The organism is Geosporobacter ferrireducens (assembly GCF_001750685.1).
GTDB classification, from domain to species: domain Bacteria; phylum Bacillota; class Clostridia; order Peptostreptococcales; family Thermotaleaceae; genus Geosporobacter; species Geosporobacter ferrireducens.
This window is the reverse complement of sequence record NZ_CP017269.1, coordinates 4,813,945-4,838,337: the sequence shown is the minus strand read 5'-3', so window position 1 is coordinate 4,838,337 and position 24,393 is coordinate 4,813,945. Positions and strand designations below refer to the sequence as shown.

At 38.2% G+C, this 24,393-nt stretch carries 25 protein-coding genes and 1 other annotated feature (1 of these 26 only partly in view); of the genes, 5 read left to right on the top strand and 20 right to left on the bottom strand.

Annotated features, from left to right (window positions below; translation table 11 throughout):
• Nucleotides 1-105 precede the first annotated feature (105 nt).
• Nucleotides 106-1,440 carry a helix-turn-helix domain-containing protein gene (locus tag Gferi_RS22550; protein WP_069980384.1) on the bottom strand — a complete coding sequence of 445 codons (1,335 nt, stop codon included), beginning with the start codon at nucleotides 1,438-1,440 and terminating at the stop codon, nucleotides 106-108.
• Between the two features lie 118 nt (nucleotides 1,441-1,558).
• On the opposite strand from Gferi_RS22550, the gene Gferi_RS22545 reads away from it, so the two are divergent.
• The 4 genes from Gferi_RS22545 to Gferi_RS22530 all read left to right on the top strand — a co-directional run bounded on the left by Gferi_RS22545 (nucleotide 1,559) and on the right by Gferi_RS22530 (nucleotide 6,533).
• Complete coding sequence (locus Gferi_RS22545; RefSeq protein WP_069980383.1) at nucleotides 1,559-2,947, top strand: YfcC family protein; 1,389 nt, start codon at nucleotides 1,559-1,561, stop codon at nucleotides 2,945-2,947.
• Between the two features lie 32 nt (nucleotides 2,948-2,979).
• Nucleotides 2,980-4,089, top strand: coding sequence for an o-succinylbenzoate synthase (gene menC / locus Gferi_RS22540; protein WP_069980382.1), 1,110 nt, complete (start codon nucleotides 2,980-2,982; stop codon nucleotides 4,087-4,089).
• Between the two features lie 43 nt (nucleotides 4,090-4,132).
• On the top strand, nucleotides 4,133-5,245 hold the full coding sequence (gene menC, locus Gferi_RS22535) for an o-succinylbenzoate synthase (RefSeq protein WP_069980381.1): 1,113 nt from the start codon (nucleotides 4,133-4,135) through the stop codon (nucleotides 5,243-5,245).
• A 103-nt stretch (nucleotides 5,246-5,348) separates the two neighbouring features.
• Nucleotides 5,349-6,533 carry a M20 family metallopeptidase gene (locus tag Gferi_RS22530; protein WP_069980380.1) on the top strand — a complete coding sequence of 395 codons (1,185 nt, stop codon included), beginning with the start codon at nucleotides 5,349-5,351 and terminating at the stop codon, nucleotides 6,531-6,533.
• 130 nt (nucleotides 6,534-6,663) lie between these two features.
• Here the strand turns inward: Gferi_RS22530 and Gferi_RS22525 are convergent, their stop codons facing one another.
• The 13 genes from Gferi_RS22525 to Gferi_RS22465 all read right to left on the bottom strand — a co-directional run bounded on the left by Gferi_RS22525 (nucleotide 6,664) and on the right by Gferi_RS22465 (nucleotide 19,414).
• The gene (locus Gferi_RS22525; protein ID WP_069980379.1) at nucleotides 6,664-7,734 is read right to left on the bottom strand and encodes a M24 family metallopeptidase; all 1,071 of its coding nucleotides are present in this window, start codon (nucleotides 7,732-7,734) and stop codon (nucleotides 6,664-6,666) included.
• Between the two features lie 65 nt (nucleotides 7,735-7,799).
• Entirely contained in the window at nucleotides 7,800-8,894 is a 1,095-nt protein-coding gene (locus Gferi_RS22520) for a M24 family metallopeptidase (RefSeq protein WP_069980378.1), read from the bottom strand.
• Between the two features lie 21 nt (nucleotides 8,895-8,915).
• Complete coding sequence (locus Gferi_RS22515; protein ID WP_069980377.1) at nucleotides 8,916-9,875, bottom strand: ABC transporter ATP-binding protein; 960 nt, start codon at nucleotides 9,873-9,875, stop codon at nucleotides 8,916-8,918.
• Between the two features lie 32 nt (nucleotides 9,876-9,907).
• Nucleotides 9,908-10,936, bottom strand: coding sequence for an ABC transporter ATP-binding protein (locus Gferi_RS22510; protein WP_069980376.1), 1,029 nt, complete (start codon nucleotides 10,934-10,936; stop codon nucleotides 9,908-9,910).
• Nucleotides 10,937-10,962: 26 nt separating this feature from the next.
• Nucleotides 10,963-11,901 (bottom strand): ABC transporter permease, encoded by a 939-nt coding sequence (locus Gferi_RS22505; protein ID WP_330389477.1) that lies wholly within the window; start codon nucleotides 11,899-11,901, stop codon nucleotides 10,963-10,965.
• Between the two features lie 11 nt (nucleotides 11,902-11,912).
• Nucleotides 11,913-12,833 carry an ABC transporter permease gene (locus tag Gferi_RS22500; RefSeq protein ID WP_069980375.1) on the bottom strand — a complete coding sequence of 307 codons (921 nt, stop codon included), beginning with the start codon at nucleotides 12,831-12,833 and terminating at the stop codon, nucleotides 11,913-11,915.
• Between the two features lie 78 nt (nucleotides 12,834-12,911).
• A complete protein-coding gene (locus tag Gferi_RS22495) occupies nucleotides 12,912-14,549 on the bottom strand; it encodes a peptide ABC transporter substrate-binding protein (protein ID WP_069980374.1) in 1,638 nt (545 codons plus the stop codon).
• A gap of 319 nt (nucleotides 14,550-14,868) precedes the next feature.
• Nucleotides 14,869-15,441 (bottom strand): helix-turn-helix domain-containing protein, encoded by a 573-nt coding sequence (locus tag Gferi_RS22490; RefSeq protein ID WP_069980373.1) that lies wholly within the window; start codon nucleotides 15,439-15,441, stop codon nucleotides 14,869-14,871.
• Nucleotides 15,442-15,650: 209 nt separating this feature from the next.
• Complete coding sequence (locus tag Gferi_RS22485; protein WP_069980372.1) at nucleotides 15,651-15,968, bottom strand: carboxymuconolactone decarboxylase family protein; 318 nt, start codon at nucleotides 15,966-15,968, stop codon at nucleotides 15,651-15,653.
• A 48-nt stretch (nucleotides 15,969-16,016) separates the two neighbouring features.
• Nucleotides 16,017-16,256, bottom strand: coding sequence for a zinc ribbon domain-containing protein (locus tag Gferi_RS22480; protein ID WP_069980371.1), 240 nt, complete (start codon nucleotides 16,254-16,256; stop codon nucleotides 16,017-16,019).
• A 1-nt stretch (nucleotide 16,257) separates the two neighbouring features.
• Nucleotides 16,258-16,860 carry a TetR/AcrR family transcriptional regulator gene (locus tag Gferi_RS22475; protein ID WP_069980370.1) on the bottom strand — a complete coding sequence of 201 codons (603 nt, stop codon included), beginning with the start codon at nucleotides 16,858-16,860 and terminating at the stop codon, nucleotides 16,258-16,260.
• 223 nt (nucleotides 16,861-17,083) lie between these two features.
• Nucleotides 17,084-18,670: an oleate hydratase gene (locus tag Gferi_RS22470; RefSeq protein ID WP_069980369.1), complete on the bottom strand. Its 1,587-nt coding sequence runs from the start codon at nucleotides 18,668-18,670 to the stop codon at nucleotides 17,084-17,086.
• A 189-nt stretch (nucleotides 18,671-18,859) separates the two neighbouring features.
• Nucleotides 18,860-19,414, bottom strand: a complete 555-nt coding sequence (locus Gferi_RS22465; RefSeq protein WP_069980368.1) for a TetR/AcrR family transcriptional regulator — start codon at nucleotides 19,412-19,414, stop codon at nucleotides 18,860-18,862.
• 235 nt (nucleotides 19,415-19,649) lie between these two features.
• On the opposite strand from Gferi_RS22465, the gene Gferi_RS22460 reads away from it, so the two are divergent.
• Entirely contained in the window at nucleotides 19,650-20,414 is a 765-nt protein-coding gene (locus Gferi_RS22460; RefSeq protein ID WP_069980367.1) for a MerR family transcriptional regulator, read from the top strand.
• A gap of 304 nt (nucleotides 20,415-20,718) precedes the next feature.
• Here Gferi_RS22460 and rpoZ read toward each other — a convergent pair whose 3' ends face one another.
• From rpoZ to asnA, 6 genes are all read right to left on the bottom strand, one after another.
• Nucleotides 20,719-20,928, bottom strand: coding sequence for a DNA-directed RNA polymerase subunit omega (gene rpoZ / locus Gferi_RS22455; RefSeq protein ID WP_330389476.1), 210 nt, complete (start codon nucleotides 20,926-20,928; stop codon nucleotides 20,719-20,721).
• A 252-nt stretch (nucleotides 20,929-21,180) separates the two neighbouring features.
• On the bottom strand, nucleotides 21,181-21,375 hold the full coding sequence (locus Gferi_RS22450) for a zinc-ribbon domain-containing protein (RefSeq protein WP_069980365.1): 195 nt from the start codon (nucleotides 21,373-21,375) through the stop codon (nucleotides 21,181-21,183).
• A gap of 243 nt (nucleotides 21,376-21,618) precedes the next feature.
• Nucleotides 21,619-22,008, bottom strand: a complete 390-nt coding sequence (locus tag Gferi_RS22445; protein ID WP_069980364.1) for a hypothetical protein — start codon at nucleotides 22,006-22,008, stop codon at nucleotides 21,619-21,621.
• Nucleotides 22,009-22,031: 23 nt separating this feature from the next.
• Nucleotides 22,032-22,190, bottom strand: a complete 159-nt coding sequence (locus Gferi_RS28545; protein WP_169833027.1) for a hypothetical protein — start codon at nucleotides 22,188-22,190, stop codon at nucleotides 22,032-22,034.
• A gap of 34 nt (nucleotides 22,191-22,224) precedes the next feature.
• Nucleotides 22,225-22,878: a M48 family metallopeptidase gene (locus Gferi_RS22440; protein ID WP_069981571.1), complete on the bottom strand. Its 654-nt coding sequence runs from the start codon at nucleotides 22,876-22,878 to the stop codon at nucleotides 22,225-22,227.
• 184 nt (nucleotides 22,879-23,062) lie between these two features.
• Nucleotides 23,063-24,085, bottom strand: a complete 1,023-nt coding sequence (asnA, locus tag Gferi_RS22435; protein ID WP_069980363.1) for an aspartate--ammonia ligase — start codon at nucleotides 24,083-24,085, stop codon at nucleotides 23,063-23,065.
• 112 nt (nucleotides 24,086-24,197) lie between these two features.
• Nucleotides 24,198-24,393, bottom strand: a binding site (T-box leader) (it continues 60 nt past the right edge of the window).

Below are 24,393 nucleotides of genomic sequence, written 5' to 3'. Positions count from 1 at the left end.
TACAATTGACAAAAAAGTTGAAAATTAACGCTGCAACATGCTCTATTTCCCAAAGAAATAAGAAACAGATTTTATGGGAAATCCCTATAAAATCTGCTCTGCTTTTCATCTGCCTGTGAATTTGATTTCATATATATCGCTGGGGCGTCCTAAATTTCCAGTGACTTTCTTCCCCACTATTCTTGCAATCCGGGAATCTTCCAATTTTCGCAGCATTCTGCTGGCACTTCTTTGAGACACATTTAGTTTTTGAGATAGCTCCAAAGAAGTAAAAGTATTCTTTTTATACTTCTCTATTAAAACATATATTTTATATATTACAGATTGTGATACCCCGCTTTCTCTTGACAGCTCCAGAAAAACTTTGTCTTCAATATCCATTTCATTTTCCTTTTTATCGATTACTAAAAAATCTAAAGGTCCAACCACCGAGTTTGTACTGGGTACAATATAGGTAATATTCTTATCATTTATATCTGCTTTTTCAATGGCCAGATTCGCATTAAACTTTGCTTCACTTGGATTAAAGCCGTAGCCGATACCGATATTGACATCACAATTCGTATTATTGTATATTGAATTCAATAAATAAAAGTCCTGCAGGCTATTGGTGTATTCAATTAAATCCTTCTTGTTCATCAAAATCACAAACTTATCGATGGATTCATTTACTACAGCAGCATTTGTATTTTTCGCAAAATAATATACTTCCTCAGCCACCTTAATCTTTTCATGCATGTATAAATATTCATCTTTTCTAATGTAAGAATATTCTTTTTTCGGTATGATTTTGATAATGATAATGGCGATGTTTCTAGTTTTTCCCATGTTTATATGATATTGTTCTTCAATATAATGGATCGTCTTCCTGATTACATCGGTTGTAGGCTTTGCATAAACACAGGGAATATTGTCTTTTAACAGTTGTTCATATACAGGAAATATAGCAGTAATGCAACCCTTTACCTCCTTATTGAAATACATTTTTTTATGTTGCTGGTATAGATTTTCTGAATATGTTTTGTCAAAATTTCTTCTTTCTATAATTTTAATATGGCAATTATCATTTTGCACCCCTAAATCTTTCATTAAATTACTAATTAATGAAGAGGAGTAGCTGTCAATGCTAACATTTGTAAACGCTATACCTTTTAGTGTGATGCTCAGAAAAGAATTCTGCAAAGACGACCAGTCTTTTCTAATATAGTCACATGGAATATCGGGAAAAAAGATATTGTTATAAAAATGGTATTGTAATTCGCCTGCAAATATAAAACCATTCATATCTTTTTTCAATTCCTTTAATTTTGCCTCTGTATCTATATTATAGAAATCCTTCCCATCCACAATATATACGGGCTCAATATCTGTGAAAAAAGTATTTACAACTTTTTTTATGAGATCTAATCTAATTTCTGTGCCTAAAAATCCTATTTTCATTCGATCACCTATTTCAGACATTTTTTAGTCAATATTCAGACAATTGCATATTTGTTATAATCATACACAAGTTAGTAATCATACGCAAGTAAATCTTAAATTGAAGAGGGGGTTTTTTATGAGTGAACTTGTTAAAGCCAGAAAAAAATTTCAGATTCCGGACACCTATGTATTACTGGTCTACTTTATTTTATTTGCTGCAATTTTGACCTATATACTGCCTGCAGGTGTTTATGACAAATTTCCGGATTCAACAGTAATTGATCCAAATTCCTTTCATTTTGTGGACAATACACCGGTCAATCTTTACAAAGCGATTATGGCCATTTCAAAGGGCATGATCCAAGGTGCGTCCATTATATTTTCTGTTTTCATCGTTTCAGGCGCATTTAAAATTATAAACGACACCGGGGCTATTGAAAGATCTATCGATTTTTTATCTCTTCGGCTAAAAGGTAAGATTATATTATTAATCCCTATCATCATGATCGTAATGTCTATTCTAGGGTACTTGGAGATTATTGTGAACCAAACAATCGTATTTATTCCTATCGGTCTAATTATAGCACGAAAATTAAAAATGGACCCGATCGTTGGGTTGTCTATGATGTATTTGGCCACATATGCAGGATTTATTGGTTCTGGCATGGGACCATTTACAGTGGTAGTTGCTCAAACTATCGCTGGTGTTCCAGTATTATCAGGAATAGTGTTTAGAACCATCGTGTATATTTTCTTATTGGTAGCTTCGATTTTATATTTGATGAGATATGCAAAAAAAGTATTGGATAATCCAGCTGATTCTGTTTTAGGAACTGGGAATTATGATTGGGCAGTTGATGTATCTGAGGATGCAAATAACGAGTTTACCAATGGACATAAATTAATCCTACTGTCTATATTTGTTACATTTGGTATTTATATTTATGGCGCATTAAAGTTTAAATGGGGCATGAATGAGCTAAATACCGTATGCATACTGTTAGCAATTGTGAGCGGTTTCATTAGAAAAATGTCCCCTGACAAAATGAGCAAATCCTTCGTTGAAGGATGTAAAATGGCTGTATACTCAGCAATACTCATAGGCTTTGCAACAGCAATATCTGTAGTTTTAACTGAAGGAAATATCATCTCTACAATCATCTACTATTCTGCACTTCCTTTAGATAAAGTTCCATCTGTTTTATCCGCCGTATTCATGTTTATATTTAACTGGGTATTTAATTTCTTTGTTCCTTCGGGAAGCGGTCAAGCAGCTGTTGTTATGCCTATCCTGGCTCCATTAAGCGATGTTATAGGTTTGTCAAAACAAGTCGTGGTTTCAGCCTATAAATATGGTGATGGGATTACGAACTTAATTATTCCTACTTCTGGCACCTTAATGGGTTTCATCGGATTAGCCAAAGTTCCATATGATAAATGGTTGAAGTTTATTATGCCTCTCATATGGATATGGACTGCCATTTCAATCATAGCGATCGTTGTCGGTGTACTGATTGGATGGTAATCAGAAATTATATGCGTAAAGGAGAATGAAAAATGCGTATAGATCGTATTGATGTTATTCGGGTAAAAAATCCCTTTCTACATCCCTTTGAAACAAGTTTTGCCCGATTCGTCGAAAGAGATGCTCTCATTGTAAAAATCTATTCTGAAGGTCTAGTTGGCTATGGGGAATGCAAAGCGTTCCATGCACCCTTATACAATGCCGAAGATAATGTTACCTGCCATCATATTATTAAAGACTTACTGGTTCCTATCCTCTTGCATAAAGACATCGAAGGCCCAGAGGAATTTATGAGGAAAATATCCTTCATCCGGGGCAACCGACTGGCCATTGCCAGTGTAGAAAACGCCCTATGGGACTTGAAAACGCAGCGAGAAGGAAAATCTCTAAAAACATTAATCGGTGGAACCTATAATGAAATCAAGGTGGGTGTCAGTCTAGGGATTGAGCCCACCATTACAGCCTTACTACAAAAGATTGAAAAATATCTATTAGAAGGGTATCACCGAACAAAGATCAAAATTAAGCCCGGCTGGGACATCGAAGTATTGAAGGAAGTGCGAAAAAACTTTCCAGACATCACATTAACCATAGATGCCAATTCAGCCTATAGTCTTGATGATATAGAGCTTTTCAAAGCAATGGATGATTTTAACCTTTCGTATATCGAACAGCCTCTGGCAGAAAATGATATTGTTGACCACGCAGTGTTGCAAAAAGCAATAAAAACCCCTATTTGCCTCGATGAAAGCATCACCTCCGTTGAAGATGCCAGAAGAGCCATCGCTTTGGGAAGCTGTAAGATTATCAACATTAAGTCCAGTCGTGTGGGAGGCATTTATGAATCCGTCAAAATTCATGACCTTTGTATGAAGCACGATATTCCTGTTTGGTGCGGCGGGATGCTTGAACTCGGTATTGGACGAGTACAAAATATCTCTTTAGCAAGTCTTCCAAACTTCACCCTTGCTCATGACATTGCTGCCAGTAAGCGCTACTATACTGAAGATGTTACGATTCCATATGTTGATATTACCAAAGACTGCACCATTATCGTTCCTGATGAAACAAATGGCGTCTGTTACACTGTTGATGAGGCGTCCCTCGATCGGCTCATGGTCAGCAGAGATGTATTTAAGTAAATTTTGTAGCGATTCAAAAATTATCGTCTAGGAGAGGATTAAAATGAAAATCGAAAAAATTGTTTTGCGTAAAATGAAAATGACATTTAAAACCCCTTTTCAAGTCAGCTTTGCTACGATGAGGGAAAAACATTTTATCGCAGCCGAGATCCATACAAAAGATCATATAGGATATGGTGATTGCTCTGCCTTTGACCATCCTTATTATAACGAAGAAACAACGACTACCGCTTGGCATATCCTGCAGGACTTTCTGATCCCTTTACTTTTCAGCAAGGATGAAATTTCCCACCCTGAGGAGCTCTATTCACTGTTCTCCCACATCCGCCGCAATAAAATGGCAAAATCCGCCTTGGATTGTGCTGTTTGGGATTTATATGCAAAGGAAAGAAATATTCCATTATCCAAAGCATTAGGCGGAACAAGAAGCAAAATTGAAACCGGAGTCAGTATTGGGATTCAAAATAGTCCCGATGATCTGCTGCGGGTCGTTGAAAAGTATATGGAAGAAGGCTACCGTCGCGTCAAAATAAAAATAAAGCCTGGCAAAGACATAAAGTATCTAGAAGCGATACGTAAGCGTTTCGGCGATATTATGCTTATGGCTGACGCTAACTCCGCCTATACGCTGAAGGATATTGAACTTTTCAAGGAGATGGATCCGCTAAACCTCATCATGATTGAACAGCCTTTAGCCCATGATGACATTGTGGATCATGCAAAGCTGCAGGCTGTTCTAAAAACAAGAATATGTCTGGATGAAAGCATCCATTCTGTGGAGGATGCGAGAAAAGCAATTGAACTGGGAAGTACAAAAACCATTAACATCAAGGTAGCACGGGTCGGTGGATTAACTGCAGCCAAAAAGATTCATGACCTTTGCCAAGCTCATGATATCCCTGTTTGGTGCGGCGGAATGCTGGATACAGGGATTGCACGGGCCCATAATGTGGCTATCGCTTCTCTGCCGAACTACAGATTTCCTGGTGATATTCCTGCTTCAAACCGTTATTGGAACCAGGACGTTATTTCACCAGAGGTTACGATCGACGAAAAAGCCATGGTTGCAGTTCCCGAAAAAGCAGGTATTGGTTTCGAGCCGATACCGGAATTAATGGAGCGCTTTACCTATGAGAAAAAACAGATTTTGAGATAATACATAAAAGATATTGCCTATGTAAGGGCTTTTACCTGTTATATAAATATTACTGTTCATGCAAAAAAATTTGCTGGAATTAAACTCAAAGGGGAGACGAAAAATGAACCAGAGGATATTAGATGCAATGGAAAGTTGTGGGATCAACCAGGCTGCCATCATCGAAACATGGAAACAAATGGTGGAAATAGAGAGCTATACCCATAACCCGGAAGGCGTATACAATATTTGCAGATATATTAAAGATAAATTGGAAGAACTGGGTTTAAAAACAACAATATGTGATTTTGAAGGTGTAGGCCCCTCATTGATCGGTACGTGCGGCGAAGGAGACATTGGTGAAGGCATTATTCTAGCCGGGCATATGGACACTGTTTTTAAAGACGGTTTTGCATTGCATAATCCTTTCAGAATTGAAAAGAACCTGGTCTTCGGACCAGGTGTACTGGATATGAAGGGTGGCATCAACTTAATATTCTATATCCTAAAGGTTTTAAAAGCACTGGATTATAACAAGCCTATAAAGGTAATCATCAGCGGAGACGAAGAGCATGGTCATGCAAAATCCCGTTGTGGTGACTTTATCACACGAGAAGCAAAAGGCTATAAAGCTGCTTTCAATATGGAAACAGGCCTTATAGACAATGGAATTGTAACCGCAAGAAAAGGAATGATTTTCTGTACCATAAAAACAAAAGGGTTGTCTGCTCACGCTGGCAATAATTTTTCCGAAGGGATTAGCGCAATTTATGAAATCGCAAATAAAATCCTCGAGATTCAAAAGCTTAATGAAAAATATGAGAATACCACCTTCAATGTAGGTCTGATCCATGGAGGAACTATGGTTAATGCAGTTCCAGAATATGCAGAGCTGAAGCTGGATATTCGATTCGTTGATGATAAAATCATAGAAGCTGTAAAGACAGATTTAAATAAAATTGCCGCATCCAATAGGATTGAAGGGGCCACATCTGAATTAGTTATCGAAAACATTTTTCCTGCCTTTGGAAATCAGTACAATAAAGAATTTTATGAACTTGTTAAATCCATTTCAATAAACAATGGACTTGGAGAGCCTAAATGCGTTTTATTGGGAGGCGCTTCAGATGCCGCCTATATTTCAAAAGCCGGGGTACCTTGTCTTTGTGGTATGGGCGTTAAGGGTAAATGGAATCACACAGATAGAGAATATGCTATCATTGACTCTGTTATGGAAAGAATCCTATTGATTGTAAATAGTATACTGGAATTGGAAAACAGAGAATTGATAAGTATCGGGAAGAATTAATAAATCAAAAACAAACAGACCAGCAGGAGCCATTCCCTGTTGGTCTGTCCGCTTTTGCCTGCTGGTGTCATTTTATGTGCATTATGTACCGAACGTTGCGGTTGTTGAATCCCCTATATCCAAGGTTTCCTTACAACACAATCAGGTCTTTGGAGGCTTTTGTTAATATTTCTGCTCCAAGGTCATTCACAACCACGGTATCTTCGATTCTCACACCCCCCCAATCGGGTATGTAAATTCCCGGTTCCACAGTAACTACACAACCGGTTTGAAGCACATCCTTACTTTGTATTCCCATAAATGGTGCTTCATGAATATCCAGTCCGACGCCGTGTCCCAGTCCGGGATAATAGTAATCTAAATATCCGGCTTGACAAATCACCTCCCGTACCTCCTGGTCCGGAATATTTCCACAGACTTCATTTTTCAACGCATGAACACCTCTATACTGTGCTTCCTTTATAACCTCATATACTTTTTTCTGTTCCTCATCTACCTTTCCCACCGCAATAGTTCTTGTCATATCTGACCGGTATCCCTTATACAAGCCTCCAAAATCCATAGTGATAAAATCTCCATATTCAATCTTTTTCTCAGATGGAATACCATGGGGCATAGAGGTTTTTTTACCAGAAATCAGTATGGTTTGAAATCCAACCCCTTCTGAACCTGCCTTTTTTAGATAATATTCAAGTTCAAGAACGATTTCATTTTCACTAAGGCCGGGCTTTATAATTCCAAGTATTTTTTCAAATGCAGTATCGGCAAAGGATGCAGCTTTTCTTATACAATCGATCTCCTCTTCCCTTTTAATATATCTAAAGGATTCAATTATATTTTGCGTAGGAATAAGTTCCACAGATGGCATTTCATTCGTAAGCCTGTCATAAAGATCATAGCTTATATAATTTCTTTCAAAGCCCAGCTTCCCAATCCCCAGTTTATTCACTGCACCTGCAATAAAGGCTTCCAGTGGCTCCACTGTTTTTTTCCACTCTAAAACAGCAAAATCTTTACATTCCATTTGAGCCTGCTCCGTATAGCGGGCATCGGTTATAAATGTTTTTTGATCCGGTGTTATTAAAACATAGGCATCTGAACCTGTATAACCACTAATATACCGGATATTAGAATCATTGATTAAAAGCAGTCCGTCTATTCCAAATTCCTTCATTTTTTCAAGAACTTTAAAAGCAACCATTCTCTACTATCCTCCTGTTTATATTTTTACCACTGCATCTATTCTTAGGGTGCTATACTCCGGATTTAAAGAACAATGATATTTTTTTCAAAACAATTCATTACTTCTGGTCCATCTTCCCCCACCACAATAATATCTTCAACTCTAATTCCAAATTTCCCGGGCAAATATATGCCTGGTTCGATGCTAAATGCCATTCCCTTTTTTATTATTTGAGAATTACCTTCCCTTATGTAGGGTGCCTCATGAACACTGAATCCAATACCATGCCCCACTCTGTTAAAAAAGTAATCTCCATACCCTGCCTTATGAATAATATTCCTCGCCTGCCGATCGATGTACGCTGCAGTTACCCCTTCTTTTACCGCCTCTTTTCCTGCCTGATTTGCCTCTAGGACAATCTGGTAAATCTGCTTCTCTTCTTCCGTAGCTTCCCCAATAAAAAAGGTCCTGCTAATATCCGAACAACAGCCCTTGTACCTGCACCCTAAATCTAATATAATCACATCCTTTTCCTGTATCCTTCGATCATCCTGATTATAGTGAGGCTTAGAACTGTTAGGACCTGAAGCGACAATAGGTTCAAAAGCTATTTCACTCCCTTTTTCTAAAAATAATTCAATGATTTTTTTCTTGATATCCTTTTCTTTCATACCCGGCTTTATAAAAGAAGTAAGTACTTCCATCACTTCATCTGCCATCTGACCAGCTTTTTTGAGATGGGCAATCTCTTCCTTGGTTTTTATAATGCGGGAATCCTCTATGATCTGTACACCATTCATAAATTCTCCGCTGAATATTTTTGTCATATCCAAAAGATCGGTGCCTCTTATGCCCGAATTAACAGCGATCTTCTTTTTTGATAAATCATTTTCTGCCAGCGCATATTTTACAATACTTTCAAATCCTTCCTCATCACCCCAAGCGTATATCTTCGTATTTTTTCCGAGTATGTGCTCCATTTCTTCTGCATTCAGTTTGGGGGAGATATAAAAATACCGTCCGTCCCTTAGTATAAAAAGACCCTGAAAGCGCTCATCTTCCTGTGACAAAAAACCGGTTACATACGCTAAATCTTTTGAAGGTCCGATAAGAATTGCATCGATGCCAAGCTGGTCTATCTCTTTTGACAATCTTTCCAAGTATTTTTCATTCACCATTTTCTACACCTTCCTTAAATATTAATAGAGGAGGCACGCAACATAATGCCGGTCCGATATCTCTTTTAAAACCGGCCTGCTCTCAAAGCATGCCGGCTTCGCATATTTGCACCGTTCTACGAACTTGCAGCAATCAGGAGGATTCACCGGACTGGGAACATCCCCTTCAATGATTATCCTTCTTCTAGATGCCTGCAGATTCGGATCTGCAATAGGAATTGAAGAAAGCAGCGCTTTTGTATAGGGATGGACCGGATTTCTATATAGTTCTGAGGAATCCGTATATTCTACGATACTTCCCAGATACATAACAGCGATATGATGAGAGACATATTTTACCATGCTTAGATCATGGGCAATAAACAAATAGGTAAGACCCATATCTCTTTGAAACCTCAGCAGCATATTGACAACCTGTGCTTGAATAGAAACATCCAAGGCTGAAATAGGTTCATCACAAACGATAAATTCCGGTTTTACCGACAATGCACGGGCAATACCGATCCTTTGCCTTTGTCCGCCGCTAAACTCATGGGGAAACCGGTTTACATGCTCCTTATTCAATCCAACCAATTCCAGCAGGCTATAGACCTGCTCCTTTAGTTCTTTGTCAGATATTGTATGATGTTCCTTGATCCCCTCTCCTATGATCTCCGATATGGTCATCCGTGGATTCAGAGAAGCATAGGGATTTTGAAAAATCATCTGCACCTTTTTACAAAATTTGCTTTTATCTTTTTTGTCAAAAAGACGAATGTCGTTTCCTTCCAGAAAAATTTTTCCATCTGTTGGTTCATAGAGCTTCACCAGACATCTTCCCGTTGTCGACTTACCGCACCCGCTTTCACCCACAAGGCCTACGGTTTCTCCCTTATTGATAATAAAAGAAACATCGTCCACTGCTTTAAGGGTTTCTTTTCTGGACAACTTAAAATATTTTTTTAGGTTTTTCACTTCTATATAAGGCTTTTCTGCACGCATATTCTACACCCCTTTAAGATCTTTTCCATCCTCTACACGCTCTCACCCATAATAGCTGCCCTCGTTTCTTCCCATAAGACTTTAGGCGCATAAGGATGCTGAAGCCAGCACACTGCACTATGCTTATCATTTATCCCATATTCCGGCGGCAGTTCTTCATAACAAATTTCCATTGCGTGCTCGCAGCGGGCCGCAAAGGGACATCCTTTAGGCGGTGAAAATAAGTCTGGAGGTGTTCCATCTATGGGTATCAATTGTTCACTTTTGTCCATATTCAAAGTAGGCACTGATTTAAGGAGCCCCCAAGTATATGGATGCTTTGGGTTATAGAATATCTCGTGTAGATTGCCCTGTTCAACGACCATTCCCCCATACATGACGATAATTCTGTGGCACAAGTTGGCAATCACACCTAAATCATGGGTGATCATAATAATTGAGGTATTCATTTTTGATTGCAATTCTTTCATTAAGTCAAGAATTTGCGCTTCAATCGTAACATCTAACGATGTAGTCGGCTCATCTGCAATCAAAAGACTGGGGTTACACGCCATGGCGATGGCGATCATGGCCCTTTGCTTCATTCCTCCGCTGAATTCATGAGGATACTGAGAATATCGCTTCCCGGCATCGGATATCCCTACCAATTTAAGCATTTCAATAGCCCTTCTCCTTGCTTCTGTCCTGGAAACAGACATATTGTTCATTACGGATTCTTCAATTTGCTTGCCTATTTTCATTGTCGGGTTTAACGAAGTCATAGGGTCCTGAAAGATCATGCCGATTTCTGAACCACGAAGCCTTTTTATCCCTTGTTTTGACAGCTTCGTTATTTCTATTCCCTTATATTGAATGGATCCCTGTTTGAAATAACCTGGCGGTTCCGGATTCAGTCTCATAATACATTGGGCAGTAACACTTTTCCCACAGCCCGATTCTCCGACAATGCCTATAATTTCCCCTTCATTTACATAAAAGGATACCCCTCTTACGGCTTTCACTTCTCCTCCATAGGTCTTGAAGGAAAAGTGAAGATTTTCTACTTCTAAAAGTCTTTTCATTTTTATTCACCTCAACTTTTCCCCAATTACTTTTCCTGCCCTCGCAGCTTCGGATCCAGCGCATCCCTCAATCCATCACCGAGCAGATTCAGGGCCAACATCGTTGTAGATACAAAAAAAGCAGGAATAAACAATTGGTATGGATAAAGCCTAAAGGATTGCGCACCGATCTTTGCCAATGATCCCCAGCTGCAATCGGGGGGTTGGATACCCAAACCGATGTAGCTTAAAAAAGCTTCTGAGAAAATATAACCGGGAACAGCCATAGTCAAAGTAGTAATCATTAAACCGACGACATTGGGAATCATATGCCTATAAATAATTTTAAATTCCGACACTCCTAACAATTTTGCAGCAAGAACAAAGTCCTGCTCCTTCAGCCTTAACACTTCTCCCCTGATAAATCTAGCCATTCCAATCCAGCCCACGATAACCATGGCAATAATTAGTGCTTTCATACCGGAACCTAAAACCATCATAACCAATATAGCTACAATGATGTAGGGAATGCCATATAATACATCAATCATCCGCATGATCAGCATGTCGACAATCCCTCCATAATAACCGGATATCCCTCCAATCAAAACACCAATAAAACCGTTGATAATAGCTGCGGTAAATCCGATTGTCAGAGAAACCCTCGCCCCCATCCATACTCTAACCCACATATCTCTTCCCAATTTATCTGTACCAAACCAATGCTTGGAGGACATCCCCAGATTTGTAGCTGATGCATTGGTCGTTGTATAGTCATAGGCAACCATTTTAGGTCCAACAATTGCAAGAACAATATACATGCCAATAATAATCAACCCTGCAAAAGCAACTCTGTTTTGCTTTAGCCGCCTCCACCCGTCTTGCCAGTAGTTCAGACTAGGCCTGGAAATAACCTCCATCTTTTCTTTGTTTTTTCCCACATGTTTGAATTTCTCTTTCGCAACATCCGTATATATACTCTCCACCTGAAACACCTCTACTTTTTATAGACTCTTATTCTGGGATCAATGATACCATAGGCTATGTCTACCACCGTATTTGCAATGACCAGCAAAACCCCATAAAAGATGGTAGACCCCAGTATCAAGGTATAGTCCAAGGTCTGAACACCGGAAACATAATATTTACCCATTCCCGGTATGGTATAAATAGACTCTATTACAAAGGTTCCTGTCAGAATTGCAGCGATGATTGGGCCTAGTACAGTAATTACAGGTAAGATTGCATTTCTTATCTGATGACCAAATATAACTTGTATTTGTGACAATCCTTTAGAATTGGCTGTTTTAATATAGTCCTGATTCACCACTTCCAGCATGCTGGCTCTCATAACTCTGGATACATATGCCAATGTATAGAAGCCCAATGCAACAGAAGGCAGAATCGTATACTTAAAGCCTTGCCATTGGGCCACTGGCAGAAGCTTTAGTTTTACACCAAATACATATTGTAATAATGAACCGATAATAAAATCCGGAACGGAGCAGCCTATGATCGCTATGATAATACAAAAATAATCCAAAAATCTGCTTCTGTTTAAAGCAGCAACGATTCCTAGGAACAACCCGGTAAGGACTGCAAATAGTAAAGCCCGCACGCCCAAATCAGCTGAATAAGGGAATGAATCTTTTAGTATTCTCGTAACGGTTAAATTTTTATAATTTAAGGAGTATCCCAAATCACCGCGAAGCAAATTTTTCAAATAAGTTATATATTGCGTGATTAGTGGTTTATCAAATCCATAGTATCGCATTATATTTTCTTTTATTTCCGGCGATAGCTTATCACTAGTGAAAGGATCTCCCGGTAAAAGCCTTACAAGAATCCAAACCGCAGTAATCAACACAAGTATTGTTAACGTAGATATGAACAATCTTCTTAGCAGGTATTTAGCCATAAATATCACCCTTTCGTATTAAGGAAGGCAGCAAAAAACTGCCTTCCCTATAGTACTTCCATAATTAAATTTTAATGGCTATTCTTCAATATCTGCATAAATATAATCTTCTCTCGGTCCTACATATGACTTAACCAATCCTTTAACCTTTGGATGCATCAGCCAAGCTACTCTTCTCATCTGCAACGGTACAATCGCCCCATCCTCTAATAGTACTTTTTCTGCTGCAAATAAAGCATCCATGCGTTCCCTTGGATCTCTGCATGTAGAAGAGAAATCCAGCAATTCATCATATTTTGCATTGCTATAGGATATCTGATTGTATGGGGAATGGGTAGTCCATAGACATAGGTATGTATGCGGGTCATCATAATCCGGTGCCCAACCGCTGAAAACCATTTGGAATTCCCGATTGGTTTCCATTTGCAGTCTTTGTTTATAGGGTACTTGCTTGATATTCACAATGATCCCAAGATTTCTTTGAATCTGGTCCTGTAGAACTTCTGCTTGTATTCTTGAAACATCCGTATCGGTAGTCAATAATTCCAGCTTGATTTCTTGCGGATTACTAACACCAAGCTCTTTTATCGCTTTATCCAAATAATCCTTCGCAGTATTTGTATCAGCCTTTAATGGGAAGGCTTCATAGGGATATTCTTCACCATACTTCTTATCTACCCCTGCGACAACAGGAAGGACATATCTCGTCCCTGCATCAAATAATCCACTTGTTGTAATATTAATATAATCCTCTCTATCAATTGCATAGTTTACAGCTAATCTTAAGTTTTTATTTTTAAGAGGATTCTTGCCATCCATATTTAGTTTTAGAAAATCATCGGCACCATTATAGTAAAGCTGTGCTTTATCTAAGTATTGCTCTACTAAATTTGGAGGCACATCAACAAAATCCAGATCTCCGTTTTCAAACATGCTCAATGCTGTATTCGGGTCTGGAACCACGATTACATTTACCTTATCCAGATTTACTTTGTCTTTATCCCAATAGCTCTGATTTTTCACAAGCATTAACCGGTCTTCATGCTTCCACTCTTCTAATACAAAGGGGCCGCTATAGACATTTTTATCCGGGTCAGCGGCAAAATCCTGTCCGAATTTTTCTACCAGGTCCTTTCTGACTCCGTGAAAGTGCGGCATGTTCAGTATTCCTAAAAAATAGGGCGCCGGTATTTCTAAAGTGATTTCCAGTGTCTTTTCATCCAGTGCCTTCACACCGGTCTCTTCTACTCCCAACTCACCAGCATTCACCTTCATCGCATTTTTAATAGGCTCTGCAATAAAAGAATAAGGACTGGCAGTGGCAGGATCAACTAACCGCTTTACGGCGTACTCGAAATCATAGGCCGTGATATTCACACCATCACTCCATTTTACATCTCTAAGGTGGAATGTATATACCAAACCATCTTCAGATACTTCCCATTCCTTTGCAATTCCAGGAATTACTTTGCCGTCATGGAGTCTTACTAATCCTTCCTGTATTTGGCTTATCAGTGTCATGGAATCCGCAGAGTTCGCCAGTGATTGATCCAATGTGGGCATATCAATCAAAACGGAATATGTTAGAATCTTTTCTGTTGAGGTAGTTTCATCTTGATCTGAGTTATCAGCAGGTGTCTGGCTGCCCCCACATCCTATAAGTGATAGAATCATCATAACGACCAATAATAACACAAGCACAGTTTTTCTTTTCATTTTAACTCCCCCTTAAAAACTTTGGTAATACAGCATTTCCAATTCTAACAAGTCTTTGCACTGCTTACTTATCGCCTACATCCAAGTCCTCCCTTCATTTTATTTTTTGTGTATCGTCGTAGAGATCATGATATGTACATTTACTGCTGAAAAATTCAAGAAGTTATCTATATAAGTCACACTAAGTGCATTACATCCGCTTCGCCAGGGGGACAGTTCCATCGTCTTCCCTCCGGACCTTCGCTATGCTTCGGTGACGCTCGAGACGTCCCCCTGACTCCGCTACTTTGTGACTGACTGTAATATACTTTAGTGTTATTTATCTAGGTTTTTTGATTTCAAAAATCTTTGGCGTATTTACAGAAAGTATTTTAACTACTTTATTTGTGAAATTCGCCCAATTGTGTGGAACTGAAGAATCTATATGCAAACTGTCTCCTGGATATAAATCATACTTCTCATTCTCCAGATAAAGAGTTAAGATTCCCTCCAGCACATAAATAAATTCTTCTCCCTCATGAGCGTAAGGAATCACTTGATCCTGTCCCCGTTCCGGATAGATGGTAACTAAAAACGGTGTCAGTGCCTTTCCTTCTGCATCGTTTGCTAAATTATAGTATATAAACTTAGAGTTCTCTATATGGAATATCTCCTGCTCATAGCTTCTGATTACTCTCTTTGAATTTTCAAAGGGAGGAGCAAAAAAGTATGAGATGTCTACTTCCAATGCTTCTGCTATATTTTTCAGAGACATGATAGCGGCAGAAGTCAAGCCTCTTTCTAGCTGTGACAGAAAAGCAATGGACAGACGTGTTTTTTTACTTAAATCCTTTAAAGTTATTTTTTTTGAAACTCTCAGTTCCTTAATTTTTTGTCCGATATTCTCTTCCATTTTTAGCACCTCATCAATGATTATTTGATTAAACTGAAATAGTTTTGATATTTGTAAATATTATTCTACATATACTTAAATTATCCTTCGGATTTTTTTAAATGTTTTAAAATATTTTAAATAGTTTAAACTTTTTGATTTTTATCATAATAAAGGACTCTCTGTAACACAGAGAGTCCCCAGGCCTACTTGTATTCTGATTTATTATTTCACATCTCATCAAAAGCGTCTAAAGCAATTGGAAGTCCTTTAACAACCTTGTTTCCAACTGCCGGCAGCCCTATCAGAATAGCACTTTTAATCTCTTCCCTTGTAGCACCTAATTCTTTTGCCCTTTTCACATGAAATGGTATACCGCTTTCCAGTCCAACGGCAGCAAGAACTGCAACATATGCTATTTCTCCTGTTTTTTCATCCAGATTATTTGCTGCATCAAGTTTTTGAACTAACTCCATCCATGCTTTTGAATATGCCGGTGCTTCTTTCATAAACACCTGAAACGAATTGCTTACATTTTTGTTATTCATACCCTTCACCACCACTCTATTTTATTTAATATTGACGTACCAAACCCTCTATATTCCTTTCCATGCTGGGAGCTTCGCCATCATTCCCTTTGCGGCATGCTGCGCTGCTTCTTCATCTAAGCCCTGTGTCTTAACAATGAATCCAGTCATAGATTTTAGCTTTTCCTCATAGGACTGCATGGACCCGTCAGGTCTTGCACAATGAATGCAATAATCTTTGTTCTCATCCCCCATGGCAAAATCCGCTTGAGTTTCCATTGGCATTCCGCAAGCAATACACCTTTTCATCTTAATGATCCCCCTCCTTTATTTTAATTAGATTTATATAGTGTTCTATCCATTGCACCCCATATCTTTTCAAAACCGACTCTCCAGGCGCGAACAAATCCCTATTGACCAAATAGTAATGAATTAACCCAACCCATGTATTAAATAACAGCTCAACAGGTATGGACCGAACTTTGCAATCCTCTATCTCACGTTCTGCAACCTGAATAATATGATATGAAACAGCCGATTGAATCATAACAAAAGCATTCCGAGCGCTTTCGTGTAATAAATGCCCTTCTGAAGCCAATCGCGTGTAAAAGTCCTCATATTCACTAATTCCCTTTAGATGAGCCTCTAGCACTTCTTTCATATCACCATGGTTATTAACCAATTCGTGAAGCCGACGGGTAATGCGGGTACCAAACTCTTCGATCACTGCATCCAAGAGAATCTCCCGCGTTGGAAAATGTGCAAATACCGTACCATGAGATACCTTCGCCGCACTTGCGATATCGGAGGTCCGCGTTGTCATGAGTCCGTCTTTTGCAAATTGATCCAAGGCTCTATCAATAAGATGCTTCCTTGTTTGTATCTTTTGATTCTGTCTCTGTGACTTAGACATTTTATTGACTCCTAACTCATTGATTTTAAACTCATTATATAGTATTTTTCATCTGATCGCAACTATAACTTTATATAAATTTCCAAAACCTATATAAAAAGTAAGCCGAGAGAGTTCAATGCACACCTTCCTCTCTCGGCTTACTTTTTGTTTTATTCAATTTTCCATTGTACTTTAAATCCATTAAAAAACTATACTCTGTTGTGCATGATATTTTCCATAATTATCTGAAACTCGTATTCAAAGCGCTTAACAAAGTGCGAATATCATAATGATGGGGTGTGACAGGACAGATTTTCTTATCCAAGCCCATCAGTGTATACACTGCAGTCCGTGCGGCACGAACCGAGTATTCTTCTGTGAATACCATGTCTTCCGGAATTTCAACAAACTGGCTGATCATTGCAAAATTTGTTGACCCTTCAGGTACAACCTTCGGTCTGTCTTTCATTGCCCTCGGTTGAAACTGTGCATCAATGTACGGCATCATACACGGGATAACATTGATCACATCCTTCATGATTTCATCGATATCTTCTTCAAAATGGAGATGATGCAGCAACTCAATGAGCATTTCTTTACCAGTGCAATCACACATAGGCTTCTTTACATAATCACCAATATTGTCAGTATATAGGCCGTATCCCCAGAATATGGTTTCCCCGGCACTTTGTGCCTTAAAGTGTGGCTGTGCTGCCACAACAATGGACATCAGCCAGCTTGAATCCTTAAAGGTCATCAGTGCGCCGCTGCCGGGAACATTGCGGGAATATTTCTCAATCTTTTTGAGCAGTTTGTTTCCCTTCATGGTTACAGTAAAGGATTCCCAATTAGTTTCTTTCGTATTTTCAAAAAAAGGTTTTGGGTTTCCCAGGCCCTCTTTCTTTCTCGCGATATTCGCCCACAGGTCTCCGGAAACTGGATGCTCAGGCTTAAAGGGGGCCGGAGTATTTAAATCGCCCAATGTTGCACAGTCGGTCATGCAGCCGTTTGTGACAATACAAAGGTCTTCTTCGTGAAGTTGAATGATGCCATCACCTTTTTCACTCTTATAATGGATAGCGGTCACAGTGATATCATCGCTTTCTTCAAAGTCAAGATCCGTTACTGTGCATTTAATCGTAAAATCAACACCATGATCTTCCAAATATGCTTTCAATGGCAGAATAACAGAATCATATTGGTTATATGGTGTTCTGGTAACGCCTTCTAAAGTTTGAATACGTGAAAATTCGAACATCATACGGAACATATAACGTCGGAACTCAAACAAACTGGACCATTTCTGGAATGCAAAGGTAGTTTGCCACATATACCAAAAATTAGTGTCAAAGAAATGGGGACCGAACCAATCGGATATTTTCAAGTAATCCAATTTTTCTTCCGGTGTTATAAGCAATTTTCCCATTGCCATACGGTCAGCATTGTCAAAGCCCATGCTCATAACATCCAGAACTTCACCGGCTTTATTGATAAGTCTGGCGTTAGAATGAGTAGGATGGGCATGGTCAAAAGCAAGTATTTCATCGGTTACACTCATAGCCTCGTGTTCAATGGAAGGAATTGAAGAGAAAAGCTCCCAGAAATTTTCATAGGTTTCCTCATTCAGCATCCGTCCGCCACGGCATATGAAGCCTTCTTTCGGCGTACCAATTCCGTCATTTGAGCCACCCAAAATATGCATGCTTTCCAATACGTGAATATTTTCACCTTTAAAGTCACAGTCGAGAACGAGGTAGGCTGCTCCCGCCAATGAAGCAAGTCCGCCTCCTATGAAATAAACTTGTTTACTGCCATAATCTTTCTTCATAGTTATTCCCTCCGATTCAATTATTTTTTAAAGTTTTTTCCTCGTGTTCCTATTGTAATCCATGATCAAAAAAACAACTATAGACAATAAAGGCACAGTGTTGAAAATTTCAACACTGTGCCTTTATTGTAAAAATTTTTGACATTTGAAGTTATTTGTCTAGAATTATTTCAGTAAAAATCTATATTTTTATTGTTCATATTTAAGCAGCGCCCTATGAATATCTCCGGTTATCAGTTTGCTTAGCTTATCGATAATATCCTCCGGACGCTCCTTCATGCCCGTTCGAATCCACTCTAACATCAGTCCTACAAAGGCATACTTATAAAAATCAGCAATAAACTGCTTATCTTCTTCAGCCACATGCAATCCTTCTGCTTTCTCATTTACTACATCCATCAGTAGTTTTTGTGCCACGCTGTATAAATACCGGTCTAGATGCTCACGACCGATGGAATGATATGCGTTGACCACCAGTGTTTTATTTTGTTCCACATATAAAAATGCCTGCAAATAACCCTGCTGCCATGTATCATAGGTTTTATTGTTTGCAATAACTTTCGCAGCTTCGGTTAAGAATATCCATTCCAGCAGGGCATAGACGTCCTGAAAATGATAATAAAAGGTCTGACGGTTTACCTCACAGTCGTTCGCAATATCTTTGACCGTAATTTTATCGAGCGTTGTTTTTTCTAAAAGCTTTTTAAGGGATGCTGCCAGCGCCTTTTTTGTTGTTTGTGCCACTGTTACGCACCTCCAATTTTACATTTGGCGTATGCATCTTCAGTTTATTCCATATCAGACCTCCTGTCAACGGCTCATGCAAGTTTTGACTCCATTTGCAAAGAGCATCATAGAACCTAAATTAAATTTCCCCATCACACATCTATATCTGAAACACCTCATAAAAAAATAGCATAAATCTATTGACATTGACGTAACGTAAAGGTGTATAGTTAATTTATCAGGAGGTGAAACCATGGAGTATACAGTGCAAAAGCTCGGTCAGATAGCTGGTGTCAGTACCAGGACATTGAGATATTACGACGAAATTGGCATTCTTAAGCCGGCAAGAATCAATTCGTCGGGGTATCGGATTTATGGCCAAAAAGAAGTAGACCGGTTGCAACAGATCCTCTTTTATAGAGAACTGGGTGTCAGCTTAGAAAATATTAAAGAAATCATAACTGCACCATCTTTTGATAGAGAGGTGGCATTGAAAGAACACCGGGAAAAGCTTCTTGAAAAAAGAAAACAGCTGGATTTATTGATTGAAAATATTGATAAAACGATAGCTGAAACTGAGGGGAGGATTACAATGAGTGATAAGGAAAAATTCGAAGGCTTTAAACAGAAGTTAATTGATGATAATGAAAAGAAATATGGTAAGGAAATCCGTGAAAAATATGGGAATGACGCTGTAAGCAGGTCAAATAAAAAGTTGAAAAATATGACACAAGAGCAATATGAGGAAATTACTAATTTAGGTAATGAGGTTCTTGAAACACTTCATGAGGCATTTCAAACAGGGGATCCTGCAGGAGAACTCGCCCAAAAAACAGCGGATCTGCACCGCCAGTGGCTGAGCTTTTACTGGGATGACTATTCAAAGGAAGCCCATGCAGGAGTTGCCCAGATGTATGTGGATGATGAAAGATTCAGAGCATATTATGATAAGAAACAGCCTGGAACAGCTGAATTCTTAAGGGATGCCATCCTAATTTATACAGGGATGAAGAAGTAAACTAGGATAAAAATTAAATATAATAAGTTGCAATAAAGCTATTACAACTCTGTGTGAGATAGCGGAGTCATGGGGACAGTTCGTCAGGCACATATGTTTTTTATGTGCCTGACGAACTGTCCCCGTGGCGTAGCGAATGTATAAAACTACAGCATAGGGATTGTCAATAGCTATGAAAATTTGCTATCTCTTACCTCATTATAAGGATTGCTGAACGAACTCTTTGCTACTAATAACAGAGAGATAAAGCACAGTCAATATTTAGACTGTGCCGACTGAAGCATATTTTTATTTCTCTAATTATCTATTTAATACTTGATCTTGTTCTTACATAAGTAATCATATCTTCATTTATTTCATTAGCCGCAACAGTCACAGCATTTTCAGAACTGCAATCAGTAAGCTTATGGGCGCCGTCTATCAACTGTCTTGCTCTTTTACCCGTGACAATACATAGTGTAAATCTGCTATTCACTTTTTCCAATAACGAATTTACTGACGGATCTGTCATCATATTCCTTCTCGTATAGCCCTTATTCCCTTTTGTAAGTAGTTCATGTTTTCTAATATCAAACACCCCCTGAATATTTTTTACATAAATTCCAATATTATACTTTTAAGAGTAATATAAAAGTGGCTCTCAAATATAGTCCACTTCTATCGCTGTCTTATCTCGTTTCTCTGTTCTATTTCCTGCACCGTATTAATAATCTACTGATTATTCTCTGTCTTATTAAAAAAGGAGAGTCCATACTCTCCTACTTAATTACCACTTATTTCCGCCACCAAAACCTTTATTTCCGTTTCTATTTCCTCTTTGCTGCTGCTTTCTGGCCGCTCTGCAACTTGGACATCTTTGTGGTTCGTTTTCGAACCCTTTCTCTTTGTAAAATGCCTGTTCGCTTTCATTAAAAATAAAAGTTGAATCACAATCCTTGCACGTAATCGTTTTATCTGCCATATCCATATACCTCCTTAAATTATTTGGATTTAAAAATTCCTGAGGAAAGCTCACTCCAAATTAATCAAAGAGAGTTTTATCAAAAATAAATTAACCCGTTAGTAATATATTATTAGCTTATTAAGCTTAACACATTCCTTCTCAATATACAAGGTCAGAATCAGAATATTTCTTAATATTGTCATTATAGCATTTCAATTGACTCTGACCGTTATATCCGGACTTATAATTTGCTTCTCTAAATTAGGGTTGTAATTCTTCATTCCATTTTGCTAGCTCTGACCGATCCCCACTAACATTCTTGATCGTAAGCAGATTTTTAAATTTAGTCAATTCTTCTCTGACAACGCTTGACATTTTTAAAACATCTTTATTTTTTGTTTTAGTTGTTCCCCTAATTTGCTCCTTTAAAGCCGCATCATTCACAATAATGATGATCTCTGTTCCAATATATTGTTCTAATTCCTTTAGAAGTGTTAGCAGCGCAACTTGACCTACAATTGCCGGTTTTCTATATGCTTGAAAAACTGATTTTTTAGATATTAAAGATTGATTCTCATAAATATGATATCTAATTTCTATGTCTTCACCCTCATAATGCGTTGAAATTCCTGCTAAATATGCTCTAATCATTATGCTCCTCCATATCTATTTTCTTATTTATCCGATGTTCCGCCCCGCTTCATCGTTTTAAAGGCTTTCTGATGTCTTCCTATGATTTTGTTCGGTCTTTCTTCAGCAAATCCTTGTTTCGAGGCTGTTTTCTTTTTTTCTTCCAGTAATTTTTTCATTCGTTCAATATTATTGTTTGACATAAGCTGCACTCCTCTAAAATTCCTTATTTTATTTTTACAGTGTCATATAATGTCCAAGCCTCATTAAAAGCTCTTGTCTTTTCTTATAATCTGGCAGAATGCTCCCAACACGTCTCCAAAATGACCTGTCATGATTCATGTGAATCAGGTGGCATAATTCATGAACAATTACATAGTCAATCACTTCTACTGGAGCCATGGATAACCTATAATTAAAAGTTATTTTTTTATTTGAATTACAGCTACCCCACTGGGTTTTAGATTCTACTACTTCAATGGCTTTGGGTTTTACGCCCAGCTGCTGTTCATAGTTCTTGATTCGCTCTCCCACAATCTGTTTGCATCTGGAAATATAGAATTTCTTTAAACTATTTTTTAATTCTTCCTCTCCTAAATTATTCGTCTCTATTAATTCATGAAGAGAATACTCTTTCCCAAGATATAAAAATTTCTCCTGATCATGATATTCCTTTGCCTTAGGCATTTTTCGCAACTCTGATATTGTATATAATTTTTCTAAAATCCATTTGCTATTTTGCTCTACAGCTCTTATGACAGTGTCTTCCGTTGTTTTTTTTGGTGCTTTAACCGTAACAAGTCCTGTTGAATCTATCTGAATGGACAATTTTTCACGATTTCCATATTGAACATCAAATACGATTATGTTATTCCCAATTTCAACTTTCATATTCACCATCATTTCTTTCAATTGTTTATTTCTAATTCACCTGAAGCGCCCCAATGATTATTTTAGCATAAATTTAATACTTTGTATCTTATCCAGCCGTCAATCAAAAGAAAATAATCTGTCATTGGCTAGATATACACCACAAAAAAAATCCTATCGTCATAGGATTTTTTTGTATTCTATATTATAACAATAGCATTTTTGCTGCTTCACATTCCTTTAGCATATCCTGTGGCCATATAGAGGCCTGAACTTCACCGATATGTGCCTTTTGAAGGAAAAACATGCAAATTCTTGATTGGCCGATTCCTCCGCCTACTGTATATGGCAGTTTCTTATCCAGTAACATCCTATGAAAGGTAAATTCTTTTCTATCCTCGCAGTTTGCCAGTTTGAGCTGTCTCTCTAATGCATCCTCATCTACACGAATCCCCATAGAGGATAATTCTAAAGCTATTTCCAAAACAGGATACCAGAATATAATGTCTCCGTTTAACGCCCAGTCATCATAGTCTGGAGCTCTACCATCGTGCCTCATTCCTGACGCTAATTCACCACCGATTTGCATAATAAATACAGCACCCTTTTCCTTAGCAATGGCATCTTCTCTTTCCTTCGGAGAAAGTAATGGAAATCGATCCTCGAGCTCTTGTGTTGTAATAAAAGTAATCTCTTCCGGCAAAAACTTTTTAAAGCTTGGATACAGTTTACTAACATAGTTTTCTGTTTCTTTAAATACTTTATAAATTTTGTTTACAATCTCCTTTAATGTATCTACGGTTCGTTCTTCCTTTAAAAGTACACGCTCCCAATCCCATTGATCTACATAAATAGAGTGCAGATTATCTAAATCTTCATCTCTGCGGATGGCATTCATATCTGTATAAAGACCTTCTCCATGACCAAAACCATATCGGTGGAGAGCCATACGCTTCCACTTGGCTAGGGAATGAACAATTTCCACTTCTTTTCCCCCAACACCTTTTACATCAAAGGCTACAGGTCTCTCAACACCGTTTAAATTATCATTGGTACCCGTTTCCGGCTGTACAAATAGGGGAGCAGAAACTCTCGTCAATTTCAGTTCTCTCGCTAAAGATGCTTCAAAGAAATCCTTTAACTGTTTAATGGCAATTTCTGTTTCACGAATGCCAAGAACTGGCTTATAATCTCTAGGTATCATCAATGTCTTTTTAAAGTTTGTCATATTATTTCCTCCCAAAATTTGTTTTAAGCTTTACGATTTATACCATGGCCATGGAGTTTTCTTACGTAACAGCTGTTTAAAAATAAATATAAAAAAACCTTTCATCCCTATAGCAAGGGACGAAAGGTTTAACTTCCGCGGTACCACCCAAATTAGTATCATACTCACTTTAATCCGTACAGAAGCATACTTGCACTTCGATACTTACCAATGTATAACGGTTTGGTTCCGTCTAAGTCTACTCTCCTCACAGGATTTCGGTTAGCAACTCCGAGATGTTCTTCAAAATAGGCTTCGTGCTGGTCTCT